This window comes from Mesorhizobium sp. P2_D6 (assembly GCF_056404315.1).
Genome location: NZ_JBFUEG010000007.1, coordinates 342,148 through 356,396, shown reverse-complemented (window position 1 = coordinate 356,396; position 14,249 = coordinate 342,148). Strand labels below are relative to the sequence as shown.

Sequence of the window (14,249 nt, the reverse complement as noted above, 5' to 3'; positions counted from 1 at the left end):
GCCGGCGTTCGAGTTTGACTCCAGCCCATCAACCTACCCGATCTCCGCGCCCAGTCCCGTCATCAATCCCATGAACTCCGGAAAGCTGGTCGCGATCATGGCGGCGTCGTCGATGGTCACCGGCTTTTCCGTCGCCAGCCCCATGACCAGAAAGCTCATGGCGATACGATGGTCGAGATGGGTCTGCACGGTCGTGTCCTGGCCATTGGGATGGCCGCCGAGCCCCTTGCCACCCGGCTTGCCGCGCACCGCGAGCGAAGCTTCACCCTCGGTGCAGTCGACGCCATTGATCTTCAGGCCGTTGGCCACCGCCGCCAGCCGGTCGGATTCCTTTACCCGCAGCTCTTCTAGCCCCTGCATCAGCGTCTCGCCCTCGGCGAAGCTGGCGGCAACGGCCAGCACCGGATATTCGTCGATCATCGACGGCGCCCGCTCGGGCGGAACGGTGACGCCTTTCAACTCGGAGTAACGCACGCGCAGGTCAGCAACATCCTCGCCCCCGGCATTGCGCGGATTCAAAATATCGATCTGGCCGCCCATTTCCTGCAGCGTCAGCAAAAGCCCGGTACGGGTCGGGTTCATCAGCACGTTTTCGATGATGATATCCGAACCCGGTACGATCAGTGCCGCGACGAGCGGGAAGCCGGCCGAGGACGGATCGCCGGGCACGGCGATGGTCTGACCGGTCAGCTTGCCCTGGCCTTCGATGAAGATGTGGCGCACGCCGCGCTCGTCGGTCTCGACCGACAGATTGGCGCCAAAACCCTTGAGCATCTTTTCAGTGTGGTCGCGCGTCATCACCGGTTCGATCACCGTGGTGATGCCCGGTGTGTTGAGACCGGCCAGCAGCACGGCCGACTTCACCTGCGCCGACGCCATCGGCACGCGGTAGGTGATGGGGGCGGCATGCTTCGGCCCGTGCAGCGTGATCGGCATGCGGTCGCCCGGCGTTGCCTTCAGCACCTGCACGCCCATCTGGCGCAAGGGTTCGAGCACGCGGCCCATCGGGCGCCAGGATAAAGAAGCGTCGCCGATGAAGGTCGTTTCCATGTCGTAGGTGCCGACAAGGCCCATGGTGAGGCGCGAGCCGGTGCCGGCATTGCCGAAGTCGAGCGGGCCTTCGGGCTGCAGCAGCGCGCCATTGCCGGTGCCGCGGATCACCCATTCGGCGCCGCGCTTCTCGATATGCGCGCCCATCGCCTTCATGGCGGCAGCCGTGCGCATCACATCCTCGCCTTCCAGCAGGCCGGTGACGCGGGTTTCGCCGGCGGCCAGGCCGCCGAACATCATGGAACGGTGTGAAATCGACTTGTCGCCGGGCACGCGTGCGGTGCCGGAAAGGGCTGGGGATTTGCGGGCGGTGGCCGGCTTGGCAGCGGCGGCGTGAGACATGGAATTTCCCTGGACGGAATGCCGGCGCACCGGCGCTTTTCATTTGTTGCGGCGGTCTCGTATCACGGCGGGCACAAATGGTCATCCCCATGGTCGTCACTTGGCGCGGGGCCTTTCAGTACTTGGTTTTGTGACGCCGGCTTTTCGCTTTGACAGCGCGGTAAACTGTGGTTATGGGGACCACTCTTTTACTGACGAGGCTTGCCGTGGCAAAAAACGAACTTGGCACAAAGCGTGTCGACCCTGAGACGGGTCGAAAATTCTACGACCTGAACAAGGACCCGATCGTCTCGCCCTATACGGGCAAGACATATCCGCGTTCCTACTTCGAGGAAGGCAAGATTGCCGCCATCGAAGAGGAAGAGGAAGTGGCCGAGAAGGAAGTAGACGCCGAGGAAGAAGAAGGCGTTGAAGTCGTCTCGCTTGAAGAGGCCGACGAAGACGTCAAGGCCGGCGACGACCTTCCCGATCTGGGCGACGACGAGGACGATGTGGACCTCGGCGACGACGAGGACGATACGTTCCTTGCCGACGAAGAAGAAGAAGATGACGATGTTGCTGACATGATCGGCGTCGGCGACGACGACGACGAGGTCTGATCGGCTGCGGGCGCGTACGCCTGCAGGCTTTCTTGCGCTGTGACGAAAAAGCGGTTCTTGCAGGCTTGATATTCAGGGAAGGCGGGGTTAGAAGCCGCCTGCACTAAACGGCGCGGTGTTGAAACCGCTCCGGACCTCTACGCCGGCAACGGCGCCGGCTGACTGCCGGAGTGGGGCCATAGCTCAGTTGGGAGAGCGCTTGAATGGCATTCAAGAGGTCGTCGGTTCGATTCCGATTGGCTCCACCAAACAGTCTCTTTCCGACGCTCGGTTTCGCGGCATTCATGCTTGTCGCCTGCCAGTCGGCTCCTGAACCGGCCCCTGCTCCCGAACCTCAGCCCATTGCACCGGCCACGGTTTCTGCTCCGGACGGTGCGGCGGTCCTCGATCCGTCGGTGCGGGTCATGCCCCCCGGCGAGGGCATCCCGGCCAAATATGTCGCATTTTCCGGCATATGGGGCGGACGTCTCGATGGGATGTATGACGGCAAGCTCGCCGTGCTGACGATTTCGCGCGGCGGCAATGTCACCGCCACCTATGCCTGGGGTGATGTCGCCGACAACAAACCGGGCGTGGCCGACGGCGAAGGCAAGATTTTCGGCAACACGTTGAAACTGCGGCGGCTTCCCAATGGCGGGGACGTCAGCGCGGTCATGCAGGCGGACGGAACGCTGACCGTCACCTATGGGCTTGCCGACCGCACCTATACGGGCACGTTCACCAAGCAGTAGCCGCGAGAGCGAACGTCCTGTGTCAGCCAACGGCTGGCGCCTTCCCCGATCAATGCAGGCCGAATTCGCGCAGCAATTCTTCGCGATAGCGCACGAAGCGGGTTTCGCTACGCTCGCGCGGGCGTGGCAGGTCGATGTCGATCAGCCTTGCCGCGCCGCCTTTCTCCTTGGGCAGGATCAGCACCCGGTCGGCTAGATAGATCGCCTCTTCCAAATCGTGGGTGACCATCACCATGGTGACGTTCTCCTCGCTCCAGATGCGTGCCAGTTCCTCCTGCATGCCGATCTTGGTCATGGCGTCCAGCGCTCCCAGCGGCTCGTCGAGCAGGAGAATTTCGGGCTGGACGGTAAGCGCCCGGGCGATGCCGACGCGCTGTGCCATGCCACCGGAAAGCTGGCTCGGAAAAGCATCGGCGAATTCGGCAAGGCCGACCAGCGCGACATAGAAGCGTGCGCGTTCCTCGGCTTGTCTCTTGGGCACGCCGCGGACTTCAAGGCCGAAGGCGACATTGCCGAGTACGCTCAGCCAAGGCAGCAGGCGCGGCTCCTGGAAAATCACGGCGCGCTCGGCGCCGACGCCATGCACCGGGTGGCCGTCGATCGCGACGGCGCCGCTGTCGGCAGCCTCCAGTCCGGCCAGAATACGCAGCAACGTGGTCTTGCCGGAGCCGCTGGCGCCGACAATGACAAGGCATTCCCCCGAACGGATGTCGAGGTTGAGCGTCCGCAGCACGGCAAGCCGGCGCCCGCCGAGGCTGAAGGATTTGGAGAGGTCGCGGATCGAGACCTCTCCGCCGCGGTTGGAATCGGTCATCTCATCTCTCAGCTATTTCAGAGCTCAGTTGGTCTTGGTTTCGCCGGGCCGGTACAGGATGTCGGCGGCCTTCAGCTTGCCCTTGGCCAGACGGCCGTCGCGCTCCAGCACGGCGACCCAGAAATCGATGTCGCGATCGTTCGCCTGCGCACCTTCACGCAAGCCAAAGCCGGTCCAGTAGCGGGCGAGATCGCCGTTTTCACCGCGCTTGTTGAGGATATTGGCCAGCACCTTGCGGGCTTCGTCCGGATTCTGGCGCGACCAGTCTGAAGCGCGCGCCGACTGTTCAACGAAGTTGCGCGCCGCATCCGGATTGGCGGCAATGAAGTCGCGCCTGAGCACGACAAAGCCGCCGGCGAGTTCGCCGAGCACCTGGGTGTCGTCGAACACGCCGCGCACGCCGCCATTGGCGACCAGCGCACCGGCAAACGTCGCCTGCCAGTAGCCGAGTCCGGCTATATCGACCTGGCGTGAGCGCAAAGTCTGCTCCAGCTGCGGGCCAGGCACGACGACGAGGTTGGCGGCATCCGGCGGCAAGCCGACGCTGTGCAGGGCTTCGCGCACCGTATAGTCGAGATGGGCACCGAGCGTGTTGACCGAGATGGTCTTGCCGGCAATGTCGGCGATCGACTTGATCGGGCTGTCTTCCAGCACATAGAAGACGCTCTTCACGTCCTTGTTGATGCCGTTGCTCGGATAGGCGGCGACGAAGTCATTGCCGCCCGATATCGAGTTGATCACCGCCGCGGTGGCCGCCGAGCCGATGTCGACGCTGCCGGATGACAGCGCAAACAGCGATTCCGGTCCGCCCGAGGCATAGCCGACATTCTCCAACTCGACGCCGAGCCCTTTGTAGTAGCCGAGCTCGGCGGCCAGCTCATGCGGCGAGATGCTGCCACGGCTGGCGAGATAGCGAAATTTCACCGGTGCGGTTTCGGCAAAGGCGAGGCGCGGCAGTCCGGTGGCGATGAGGCCGGCGGCAATCGGTGCGCCGACAAGCAGGGAACGGCGGGTAATTTTCATGATCCGGTCTTTCCTGAGTGGAGGGTGAGGGACGGGCTGCTAGTTGACTGGGTTGCTCCAGCGGCAGAGCCGCCGCTGCAGCGCGACCAACGCCTGGTTGGCGATCAGGCCGAGTCCGGCGAGGATGACGATTGCCGCAAACATCAGCGGGATCTGGAAATTGTACTGCGCGTTCATCACCTGGAAGCCGATGCCCTTGTTGGCGCCGATCATCTCGGAAGCGATCAGGAGCAGCAGCGCGGTGGTGGCGCTCAGCCTCAGGCCGACGAAGATCGACGGCACGGCGCCTGGCAGCACGACGCGGCGAAACACGGTGAGCCGGCTCGCGCCGTAGACGCGCGCCATTTCGAGCAGCTTGGGATCGACTTCCTTGACGCCGCTGGTGGTGTTGAGAAGCAACGGAAACAGCGTTGCCCAGAAGATGACGAAGATCTTCGAGGTTTCGCCCAGCCCCAAGAGCAGGATGAACACCGGGTAGAGCGCCAGCGCCGACGTCTGCCGGAATACTTGCAGGATCGGATCGAGCGCGGTTTCGACCGGACGCACCTGGCCCATGAACAGGCCGAGCGGGATGGCGACCGCAACCGCCGCCGCAAAGGCAATGCCGGCGCGCTGCAGGCTGATGGCGATGTCGCCGAGCAGGCTGCCGCCGGCAAGCCCCTTCCAGAGCGCAGCTATGATCATGTCGATCGGCGGCAGCACCGCCGCGTTGACCCATCCGACGCTGCTCGCCACCTGCCAGAGCGCCAGGAAACCGACAAGCACACCGTAGCGCGACAGGAAGCGGACAGCCGCCCTGCCGCCGAGGCGGAGAAAGTCGTGGCCGAGCTCTGTTTGGCTGCGACTGGCGCGGATCGTGATCGGCCGATCGATGTGCTGCAATGTCATGGCGTCATCCCTTCAGCTATCAGGATCATTCGGCGGCAAGAACGGTCGAGCGGGCGACGGTCCATGGGTTTTCCGGCCGCCTGAGGCCAAGATTCTCGCGCAGGGTGCGGCCTTCATACGCCGTGCGGAACAAGCCGCGCCGTTGCAGTTCGGGAATGACCAGGTCGACGAAATCGTCGAGCGCACCGGGCAGCCAGGGCGGCAGGATGTTGAAGCCGTCGGCTGCCTCGCTGGTGAACCACTCCTCCAACTGGTCGGCGACCTGCGTGACGCTGCCGACGATGGTGTAGTGGCCGCGCGCCGTCGCCACCCATTGGTAGAGCTGGCGGATGGTGAAGTTGTGCTCGTCGGCAATCTGCCGGATAAGCGCCTGGCGGCTCTTCATGCCTTCGGTTTCCTTGCTCGGCGGCAGCGGGCCGTCGAGCGGGTAGCCACGGATGTCGAGCGTCTGGCCGGCAAGCCCGTTGAGCAGCGCAACACCGTCCTCGGGCAGGATGAGGTCGTTGAGCTGCTGGTATTTGGCGCGGCCTTCTTCCTCGGTGCGGCCGACGAAGGGGGCGACGCCCGGCATGATCAGCACCTGGTCGGGGTCGCGGCCGACTTCCGCCACGCGCGCCTTGATGTCGCGGTAGAATTCCTGCGCCGTCTCCAGCTTCTGATGGGCGGTGAAGATGACTTCGGCCGAGTGCGCGGCAAGCCCGCGTCCGTCTTCCGACTGCCCGGCTTGTACGACAACCGGATGTCCCTGCACCGGGCGCGGGACGTTGAGCGGACCCTTGACGCTGAAATGCTCGCCCTTGTGGTCGATGTCGTGCAGCCTGTCCTTGTCGTAGAAGCGGCCCGACTGCTTGTCGCGGATGAAGGCGTCGTCCTCCCAGCTGTCCCACAGCGCCTTGACCGTCTCGACATGCTCATGCGCCCGCGCATAACGCTCGGCATGATTGGGCTGGACGTCGCGGTTGAAATTGCGCGCCGTCTCGTCGCCGGCCGAAGTCACCACGTTCCAGCCGGCGCGGCCGTTCGACAGCAAGTCGAGCGACGCGAATTTGCGCGCCAGTGTGTAGGGCTCCTCATAGGTGGTGGAGGCCGTGGCGATGAAGCCGAGATGCGTGGTCAGCGGCGCCAGCGCCGCAAACAGCGTCACCGGCTCGAAGCCGGCGATCTTGGCATTGCCGCCTTCGCGGGCGCCGAGGCCGACGGTCAGGTTGTCGGCCAGGAAATAGGCGTCGAACAGGCCGCGTTCGGCGGTCAGCGCCAGCTGTCTGTGGAACTCGAAATTGGTGGCGCCGTCGGCCGGCGCATCGGGATGGCGCCAGGCGGCGATATGCTGTCCGCCGCCAGGCAGGAAGGCGCCGAGCTTGATCTGCCGCGGCTTGCTATCGGACTTGCTGGCTCGGGTCATTGCAGGCGTCCTTCTGGTCTGTACGGGAAGGGATGGTGGTTTCAGGCGGCACGGACCACGCTGTAGGGCACGCCGGCCACCCGGCATGCCTCGGCCACCGCCTGCCGGCCTCGCGCCTGGACGGCTTCGGACACCAGCACGCCATTGGCGAAATCCTTGTCCGAGGCGTAGATCGCGGTCGGCAAGGTCTGCGCCTCGAAGAAGCCGAACAGCGGCCGCAACTGGTGCTCGACGACAAGCGAATGGCGCTCGCCGCCGCCGGTCGCCGCGAGGATGACCGGCTTGCCGCGAAGCGATGACGGGTCGAGCAGGTCGAAGAAATGCTTGAATAGCCCGGTATAGCTGCCTTTGAAGGTCGGTGAGCCGACCACCAGCACGTCGGCGCCCAGCACCTGGTCGACAATGGCGCGGGCCGCCGCATCGAGATCGTCAAGTTTCTTTGCGAGCGGAAAGGACGGGCCGAGATCCTCGATGTCGAAAACGCTCAAGGCAGCACCGGCACGGCTCGCCACTTCACCAGCGATGTGGCTGACGAACGCCTTGGTCTTGGACGGACGGGTCAAGTTGCCAGACAACCCCACGACCAGCTTTCTCGACATTTTTGCGGCTCCTTGCACGATGGTATGTGCATTAAGGCTACCGATTTTGTAGAATTAAATGAGCGAGAAGATTTCAAAACCAGCCCGTCAAGCGAATGGAGTTTGCGGCACTTCGCCTTTCCTTGGTTCATTCGGCCCCAAAAACGACGCGGCAGATCCGGTTCGATATCCGCTGGCTCTGAGTCCTGGTGCTTTCCACGCTGATGGGTATCGTCGCGAAACCGTCAAGGGTCGGCGCCATTGACACTGCGTTGCGTCAGAGTCGATTGAACCCAATCGCACGGGCGACGAAGTAGGGACCTGCAATGAACAGGATGCGCGCATGAAAAAGATCGGCTTTCTTTCCTTCGGCCATTGGTCGCCCTCGTCGCAATCGCAGACGCGCTCGGCCGCCGATGCGCTTTTGCAGTCGATCGACCTGGCGGTGGCGGCCGAGGAGCTTGGCGCTGACGGCGCCTATTTCCGCGTGCATCATTTTGCCCGCCAGCTTGCTTCGCCCTATCCGCTTCTGGCCGCGGTCGGCGCCCGAACCAGCCGCATCGAGATCGGCACCGCCGTCATCGACATGCGCTACGAGAATCCGCTGTATATGGCCGAGGATGCGGGCGCTGCCGACTTGATCGCCGGCGGCCGGCTTCAGCTCGGCATCAGCCGCGGCTCGCCGGAACAGGTGATCGACGGCTGGCGCTACTTCGGCTACGTGCCGCAGGAAGGCCAGAGCGACGCCGACATGGCACGCAGCCATGCCGAGGTTTTCCTGAACGTGCTGCGCGGTGAAGGCTTTGCGCAGCCCAATCCGCGGCCGATGTTTCCCAATCCGCCCGGAATGCTGCGCCTCGAACCGTTCTCGGCCGGCCTGCGCGACAGGATCTGGTGGGGCGCCGCCACCAACGCGACCGCCGAATGGGCGGGCAAGCTCGGCATGAACCTGCAAAGCTCGACGCTGAAGTTCGACGAGAGCGGACAGCCGCTGCACGTCCAGCAGGCCGAACAGATCCGCGCCTTCCGTGCGGCGTGGAAGGAAGCCGGCCATGCGCGTGAGCCGCGCGTGTCGGTCAGCCGCAGCATCTTCGCGCTGGTCGACGACCGTGACCGCGCTTATTTCGGCGGCAACGACAGCGAGGACCACTTTGGTTACATCGAACCCGAGAAGCGCGCCGTCTTTGGCCGCACCTACGCCGCCGAGCCGGATGTGCTGGTCGAGCAACTGAAAGAGGACGAAGCGATCGCCGAGGCCGATACGCTGCTTCTGACCGTCCCCAACCAGCTCGGCGTGGAGTACAATGCCCACGTCATCGAGGCTATCCTGAAGCACGTCGCGCCGGCTCTCGGCTGGCGCTGACGCGGGCGTCAGCCCTAGGGCACGGAAGAGGCGGCTAGACGTCCGCCTTGAAGGTCTGCTTCTGCTGGCCGAGCCCGTCGATGCCGAGCTCCACCACATCGCCGGCTTTCAGGAACACCGGCGGCTTCATGCCAAGCCCAACGCCGGGGGGCGTGCCGGTGGAGATAATGTCGCCGGGATGCAGCGACATGAACTGGCTGAGGTACGAGACGAGATAGGCGACGCCGTAGACCATGGTCTTGGTCGAGCCGTTCTGCATGGTCTTGCCGTTGACGGTCAGCCACATTTTCAGGTTTTGCGGATCCGGCACTTCGTCCTTGGTGACCAGCCACGGGCCGGTCGGGCCGAACGTGTCGCAGCTCTTGCCCTTGGTCCACTGGCCCTGGCGCTCGGCCTGGAAGGCGCGCTCGGACACGTCATGGGCGACGGCATAGCCGGCAACATAATCCAGTGCGTCGGCCTCGCTGACATATTTTGCTTTTCTGCCGATGATCACGGCGAGCTCGACCTCCCAGTCGGTCTTTTCCGAGCCGCGCGGGATCAAAACGTCGTCATCCGGGCCGACAATGGCCGAGCTGGCCTTCATGAAGATGATCGGCTCCGGCGGCACGGTGGCGCCGGTTTCGGCGGCGTGGTCGGAATAGTTCAGCCCAATACAGATGAACTTGCCGGTGCCGGCAACGCAAGGGCCGAGCCGGGGCTTTCCGGACACCGCCGGCAGCGACTTCGGATCGAGCTTCGACAATGTCTCGAGCGACGCCGGATCGAGCGTCTTGCCGGCAATGTCAGGGACATGACCTGAAAGATCGCGGATCGTTCCATCCGCATCGAGCAGGCCGGGGCGCTCGCTCCCAACCTCGCCATAGCGCAGCAGTTTCATCTTGCTCTCCAAATTGCGGCCCAAGGCCGTTTTCAAACTCACTCAGCCAAAGCGACGAGGGACTGGGCGGACTCTGGCTATCGGATCCGACCTCGGACAAGCCGGACTTTAGGCCGATCCCGGACCGTCGGATCGGGAATAGTGCTCAGATCGACCAGCCACCGTCGATATTGTAGGCCTGCCCCGACGTGTAGGTGGCGCCGGCGAGATAGACGGCGAGGTCGGCGATTTCCTCGGGCGTGCCGAGACGGCCCATCGGCTGACGGGCGATGAAGGCCGCGCGGGCGGCCTCATAATCCCCCTGCGCATGCATGCGATCCTGCAGCGACGGGCTTTCGACGGTGCCGGGGCAGATGGCGTTGCAACGAATGCCCTTGGCGACATAGTCGGCGGCGATTGCCTTGGTGAGACCGATCACGGCTGCCTTGGTGACGCCATAGGCGAAGCGGTTGGGCACGCCTTTGCCGGCGCCGGCGACCGAAGACATGTTGATGATGGAGCCGTCGCCGCGCTCCAGCATGCCGGGCAGCACGGCCCGGATGGTGCGGATCATGGCGCGGACGTTGAGGTTGAAGGCGAAATCGAGATCGGCATCCTTCATCTCGAGGATCGACCCGGAATGGACGAAGCCGGCACAGTTGAACAACACGTCGACGCGGCCGATTTCAGCAAAGCCCGATGCCACCGCATCATCGTTGAGAACGTCGAGCTTGCGGGTCTTGATCCCAGAGGTCTTGGCGAGTTCGGCCAGCAGCGCTTCGTTGATGTCGGTGGCATGGACGACGGCACCTGCCTTGGCGAAGGCCAGCGCGCTCGCCTTGCCGATGCCTTGCGCCGCCGCCGTGACGACAACGATCTTGCCCGCCAGATCCGCCATTCGTCTTCTCCTCCGTCCGTTTGCGATCAACCGGCTTTCTACCGGCAGACGGTCGCGATGCATTGTGCCAGGCGAGCACATTGTGCCGCTTGCGCCCAACCCGATAAATGTTTTTTCTCGTTAAAGAACATTATTTCCGGCGTCAAGCCCGACGGTCCGCTTCGGAGACGGGAACACGAATCCTCAGTCGCCGTAAGGCACCCAGACGTTCTTGACCTCGACGGCGCGGCGCAGCAACGCATCGCCGGCGGCCTCGTCGGACGCCCAGTCGAGGCCGCGGCCGTTGCCGGTCCAGACGCGCTTGAGATTGCCGATGGAATCGGCCTCCGCCTTGGCGCAGGTCTCGGCGTCGGCGAACAGCCAGAGCCCGTCGACATCGTCATGCTTGGCCAGCACGCCGGCAAGTTCCGCCGTGCGGCCGGTGACGACGTTGATGGCGCCGGCCGGAACGTCGGAATATTCGATCACCTGGTAGAGATCGGTGGCGAGCAGCGGGTATTTTTCCGACGGCACGGCGACCACGGTGTTGCCCATGGCAAGGGCTGGGGCGATCAGCGAGATGAAACCGAGCAGCGGCGCGGCGTCGGGTGCTACGATGCCAACGACGCCGACTGGCTCGTGCAGAGCGAGCGTGACGGCGCGGGCCGGCGGCTGATGCACCCTGCCCTCGAACTTATCGGCCAGACCGGCATTGAGGAACAGGCGCTCGATCGACTGTTCTACTTCTTCCCGGGCGGCCTTGGCATTGGCGCCTGTCAGTTCGGTGAGACGGGCGGCGAATTCGGCGGCACGCCCGGACAGATTTTCGGCGAGGTAATAAAGCACCTGGGACCGGTTGTAGGCGGTCGCCTCCGGCCAGGCCTTGCAGGCGCGGGCGGCAGCAACGGCGTCGCGGATATCCTTGCGGTTGCCGAGGCCGACTTCGCCGGCCAGCTTGCCCTTGGCAGTGGCTATCGCCAGCGAGTAGTTCCCGTCCGGGCGGACCTGCTTGCCGCCGATGAACAGCTTTGCCGTGCGGTCGATGGCGCCGCCGTCCGATTGCTCGACCGGCTGCGCGGAAGACGTCGCCGGCTTGATCACCGGACCAAGCGGCAGCTTTGCCGCGAGATATTCGAACATGCCCTCGCGCCCGCCTTCGCGACCAAAGCCGCTTTCGCGGTAGCCGCCGAAGCCGCAGGCGGCGTCGAACATGTTGGTGCCGTTGACCCAGACGACGCCGGCCTTCAACTGCGGCGCGACATGCAGAGCGAGGTTGATGTTTTCACTCCACACCGAAGCGGCCAGCCCATAGCGCGTGTTGTTGGCAAGCTCGATCGCTTCCTCGGTGTTGCGGAAGGTCATGGTTGCCAGCACCGGGCCGAACACTTCCTCCTGCGCCAATATGTTAGCCGGCGAAACACCGGTGGCGAGTGTCGGCAGATGGTAATAGCCGGAAGACGGGAGTGCTGCATCCGGCTGCCAGCAGACGGCACCCTGTTTCGCCCCTTCGGCAACCAGGCCCTTGACCCGGTCAAGCTGCGTGGCGTCGACCAGCGGGCCGATATCGGTGTTCTTGTCCAGCGGGCTGCCGACGCGCAGCCGGCTCATCCTGACCTTGACCTTGGCGATCAAGGCCTCGGCAATGCCTTCCTGCACCAGAAGCCGCGAACCGGCGCAGCATACCTGGCCCTGGTTGAACCAGATGCCGTCGACCAGACCTTCGACGGCACTGTCGAGATCGGCGTCCTCGAAGACGATGAAGGCCGACTTGCCGCCAAGCTCCAGCGATAATTTTTTCCCGGAGCCGGCCGTGGCTTTGCGAATGATCTTGCCGACTTCGGAGGAGCCGGTGAAGGCGATCTTCTGGATGCCGGGATGGTTGACGATAGCGACGCCCGCTTCAGGCCCGCCCTGGACGATGTTGACGACGCCCTTCGGCACGCCGGCGCGTTCGCAGATTTCGGCGAACAGGATGGCGGTGAGCGGCGTGAACTCGGCCGGCTTCAGCACCACCGTGCAGCCGGCGGCAAGCGCCGGCGCGATCTTCCAGGCCAGCATCAAGAGCGGAAAATTCCACGGGATGATCTGGCCGACGACGCCGACGCCCTTATGGCCAGGGAAATCCTTGTCCAGCGCCTGCGCCCAGCCGGCATGATGGATGAAATGGCGGATGGCGAGCGGCACGTCGATATCGCGGCTTTCGCGGATCGGCTTGCCATTGTCGATTGTCTCAAGCACCGCAAACAGGCGCTGATGACGCTGCATGGCGCGACCGATGGCATAGAGCACCTTCGCGCGCTGGTAACCCGAGGATGCCGACCATTTCGGCAGCGCCTTGGTGGCTGAAGCAACGGCCGCATCGATATCGGCGGCGCCGGCATCCGAGATCTTGGCCAGCAGCTTGCCGGAGGACGGCTCGCTGGTGTCAAAAGTCTTGCCGCTGGCAGCAGCTTTCCAGGCGCCGTCGATGAACAGCGCCTTGCCGAAATCGCGCGCGGCGAGCCAGGCATCGGCCTCGGTGCGGGCTTCCGGCGCCGGGCCGTATTCCATGGCGTGATAGCGTTCGAGGATGTTCATGGCGCGCTCCAGATAATTGTCTCGGAAGGCATTCCTTCGCGCCCCCCTCTGTCCTGCCGGACATCTCCCCCACGAGGGGGGAGATCGGCCTTCACGCCATGGCGTGGCGATGATTGGCCGAGTAGTGGCCGGTCAGATGATGTTCGAGCTGGCGCTCGATGTCGGTCAGCAGGCTCGAGGCGCCGAAGCGAAACAGGTCCGGTTCCAGCCAAGGCCGGCCGAGCTCCTCCTTCATCAGCACCAGCCAGTCGAGCGAAGCCTTGGCGGTGGAAATGCCGCCGGCCGGCTTGAAGCCGATGAGAAAGCCGGTCTCTTCGAAATAGGCACGGATGGCGCGGACCATGGCCAGCCCAACGGGCAGCGTGGCGTTGACGCTTTCCTTGCCGGTCGAGGTCTTGATGAAATCTGCGCCGGCCATCATAGCCACCATCGAGGCCAGCATGACATTGCGCAAGGTGGCGAGGTCGCCGGTGCCCAGAATGACCTTCAAATGCGCATCGCCGCAGGCTTCGCGCATCGAGACAATCTCGTTGTAGAGCTCCTGCCATTTGGCGCCGAAGACCAGGCCGCGCGGGATGACGACGTCGATCTCGTCGGCGCCATCGCGCACCGAAGCCTCGATCTCCTGCAGGCGCGTCGACAACGGCGCAAGGCCGTGCGGGAAGGCGGTGGAGACGGCGGCGACATGGATGCCGGTGCCACGCACCGCGTCAACGGCGGTGGCGACAAAGGGATGATAGACGCAGACCGCCGCCGGGCGAATCTTTTCGCCTTCAATGCCCAGCCCTTCCACGATATCGCGGCGGAACGGATTGATCGCCTTGGCGCACAGACGGCGCACGCGCTCTTCCGTGTCGTTGGAGTTCAGCGTCGTCAGGTCCATGCAGGAGACCGCGCGCAACAGCCATGCCGCCTGGTTGTCGGCCTTGATCGAGCGCCTTTTGGTCAGGCTGGCGACACGACGCTCCAGTGCCGAGCGGTTGACGCTACGCACCGATTCCATGAAGCCGAGATCGAGCCGCATGCCGGTGTTGCGGGCAATGCCATGGGTTTGCGGCACGGGCGTGTTGGCGGCGGCACGCGCCGGCAGCGGCGTGATTTTGGACGCGCCGAGATCGGCTTCGCGGATTGTGCTGCTCATCTCCT

At 64.3% G+C, this 14,249-nt stretch carries 13 protein-coding genes and 1 tRNA gene; 4 read left to right on the top strand and 10 right to left on the bottom strand.

Annotation, left to right across the window (positions count from 1 at the left end; translation table 11 throughout):
• Window positions 1-33 precede the first annotated feature (33 nt).
• Complete coding sequence (gene aroA, locus AC1D1L_RS17970) at window positions 34-1,392, bottom strand: 3-phosphoshikimate 1-carboxyvinyltransferase (RefSeq protein ID WP_477342827.1); 1,359 nt, start codon at window positions 1,390-1,392, stop codon at window positions 34-36.
• Between the two features lie 206 nt (window positions 1,393-1,598).
• Between aroA and AC1D1L_RS17965 the strand changes: the two genes are divergently transcribed.
• The 3 genes from AC1D1L_RS17965 to AC1D1L_RS17955 all read left to right on the top strand — a co-directional run bounded on the left by AC1D1L_RS17965 (window position 1,599) and on the right by AC1D1L_RS17955 (window position 2,722).
• On the top strand, window positions 1,599-1,991 hold the full coding sequence (locus AC1D1L_RS17965; protein ID WP_181056631.1) for a TIGR02300 family protein: 393 nt from the start codon (window positions 1,599-1,601) through the stop codon (window positions 1,989-1,991).
• A gap of 172 nt (window positions 1,992-2,163) precedes the next feature.
• A tRNA-Ala gene (locus AC1D1L_RS17960) sits at window positions 2,164-2,239 on the top strand.
• A gap of 156 nt (window positions 2,240-2,395) precedes the next feature.
• On the top strand, window positions 2,396-2,722 hold the full coding sequence (locus AC1D1L_RS17955) for a hypothetical protein (protein WP_352555917.1): 327 nt from the start codon (window positions 2,396-2,398) through the stop codon (window positions 2,720-2,722).
• 49 nt (window positions 2,723-2,771) lie between these two features.
• Here AC1D1L_RS17955 and AC1D1L_RS17950 read toward each other — a convergent pair whose 3' ends face one another.
• From AC1D1L_RS17950 to msuE, 5 genes are read right to left on the bottom strand one after another with little or no spacing between them, the layout of a single operon-like run.
• On the bottom strand, window positions 2,772-3,536 hold the full coding sequence (locus AC1D1L_RS17950; RefSeq protein ID WP_477342826.1) for an ABC transporter ATP-binding protein: 765 nt from the start codon (window positions 3,534-3,536) through the stop codon (window positions 2,772-2,774).
• A gap of 24 nt (window positions 3,537-3,560) precedes the next feature.
• Window positions 3,561-4,559 carry an ABC transporter substrate-binding protein gene (locus tag AC1D1L_RS17945; protein WP_477342825.1) on the bottom strand — a complete coding sequence of 333 codons (999 nt, stop codon included), beginning with the start codon at window positions 4,557-4,559 and terminating at the stop codon, window positions 3,561-3,563.
• 39 nt (window positions 4,560-4,598) lie between these two features.
• A complete protein-coding gene (locus AC1D1L_RS17940) occupies window positions 4,599-5,447 on the bottom strand; it encodes an ABC transporter permease (protein WP_477342824.1) in 849 nt (282 codons plus the stop codon).
• 25 nt (window positions 5,448-5,472) lie between these two features.
• Complete coding sequence (locus AC1D1L_RS17935) at window positions 5,473-6,849, bottom strand: LLM class flavin-dependent oxidoreductase (RefSeq protein ID WP_477342823.1); 1,377 nt, start codon at window positions 6,847-6,849, stop codon at window positions 5,473-5,475.
• 41 nt (window positions 6,850-6,890) lie between these two features.
• Window positions 6,891-7,448: an FMN reductase gene (gene msuE, locus AC1D1L_RS17930; protein WP_477342822.1), complete on the bottom strand. Its 558-nt coding sequence runs from the start codon at window positions 7,446-7,448 to the stop codon at window positions 6,891-6,893.
• 322 nt (window positions 7,449-7,770) lie between these two features.
• On the opposite strand from msuE, the gene AC1D1L_RS17925 reads away from it, so the two are divergent.
• The gene (locus AC1D1L_RS17925) at window positions 7,771-8,790 is read left to right on the top strand and encodes an LLM class flavin-dependent oxidoreductase (protein WP_477342821.1); all 1,020 of its coding nucleotides are present in this window, start codon (window positions 7,771-7,773) and stop codon (window positions 8,788-8,790) included.
• A 34-nt stretch (window positions 8,791-8,824) separates the two neighbouring features.
• Here the strand turns inward: AC1D1L_RS17925 and AC1D1L_RS17920 are convergent, their stop codons facing one another.
• The 4 genes from AC1D1L_RS17920 to deoC form a co-directional block, all read right to left on the bottom strand.
• Window positions 8,825-9,670 carry a fumarylacetoacetate hydrolase family protein gene (locus tag AC1D1L_RS17920; protein WP_477342820.1) on the bottom strand — a complete coding sequence of 282 codons (846 nt, stop codon included), beginning with the start codon at window positions 9,668-9,670 and terminating at the stop codon, window positions 8,825-8,827.
• 145 nt (window positions 9,671-9,815) lie between these two features.
• Window positions 9,816-10,547 carry an SDR family oxidoreductase gene (locus AC1D1L_RS17915; RefSeq protein WP_477342819.1) on the bottom strand — a complete coding sequence of 244 codons (732 nt, stop codon included), beginning with the start codon at window positions 10,545-10,547 and terminating at the stop codon, window positions 9,816-9,818.
• A gap of 183 nt (window positions 10,548-10,730) precedes the next feature.
• Complete coding sequence (locus tag AC1D1L_RS17910; RefSeq protein ID WP_477342818.1) at window positions 10,731-13,103, bottom strand: aldehyde dehydrogenase family protein; 2,373 nt, start codon at window positions 13,101-13,103, stop codon at window positions 10,731-10,733.
• A gap of 91 nt (window positions 13,104-13,194) precedes the next feature.
• On the bottom strand, window positions 13,195-14,244 hold the full coding sequence (gene deoC / locus AC1D1L_RS17905) for a deoxyribose-phosphate aldolase (protein WP_181056620.1): 1,050 nt from the start codon (window positions 14,242-14,244) through the stop codon (window positions 13,195-13,197).
• Window positions 14,245-14,249 lie beyond the last annotated feature (5 nt).

Bases quoted from the DNA above. Each gene is read 5' to 3' on its own strand.
- AC1D1L_RS17915 (WP_477342819.1), bottom strand. From the start codon at position 10,547: ATGGCGGATCTGGCGGGCAAGATCGTTGTCGTCACGGCGGCGGCGCAA.
- AC1D1L_RS17950 (WP_477342826.1), bottom strand. From the start codon at position 3,536: ATGACCGATTCCAACCGCGGCGGAGAGGTCTCGATCCGCGACCTCTCC.
- AC1D1L_RS17955 (WP_352555917.1), top strand. From the start codon at position 2,396: ATGCCCCCCGGCGAGGGCATCCCGGCCAAATATGTCGCATTTTCCGGC.
- msuE (WP_477342822.1), bottom strand. From the start codon at position 7,448: ATGTCGAGAAAGCTGGTCGTGGGGTTGTCTGGCAACTTGACCCGTCCG.
- AC1D1L_RS17945 (WP_477342825.1), bottom strand. From the start codon at position 4,559: ATGAAAATTACCCGCCGTTCCCTGCTTGTCGGCGCACCGATTGCCGCC.
- aroA (WP_477342827.1), bottom strand. From the start codon at position 1,392: ATGTCTCACGCCGCCGCTGCCAAGCCGGCCACCGCCCGCAAATCCCCA.
- AC1D1L_RS17935 (WP_477342823.1), bottom strand. From the start codon at position 6,849: ATGACCCGAGCCAGCAAGTCCGATAGCAAGCCGCGGCAGATCAAGCTC.
- AC1D1L_RS17925 (WP_477342821.1), top strand. From the start codon at position 7,771: ATGAAAAAGATCGGCTTTCTTTCCTTCGGCCATTGGTCGCCCTCGTCG.
- AC1D1L_RS17920 (WP_477342820.1), bottom strand. From the start codon at position 9,670: ATGAAACTGCTGCGCTATGGCGAGGTTGGGAGCGAGCGCCCCGGCCTG.
- deoC (WP_181056620.1), bottom strand. From the start codon at position 14,244: ATGAGCAGCACAATCCGCGAAGCCGATCTCGGCGCGTCCAAAATCACG.
- AC1D1L_RS17910 (WP_477342818.1), bottom strand. From the start codon at position 13,103: ATGAACATCCTCGAACGCTATCACGCCATGGAATACGGCCCGGCGCCG.
- AC1D1L_RS17940 (WP_477342824.1), bottom strand. From the start codon at position 5,447: ATGACATTGCAGCACATCGATCGGCCGATCACGATCCGCGCCAGTCGC.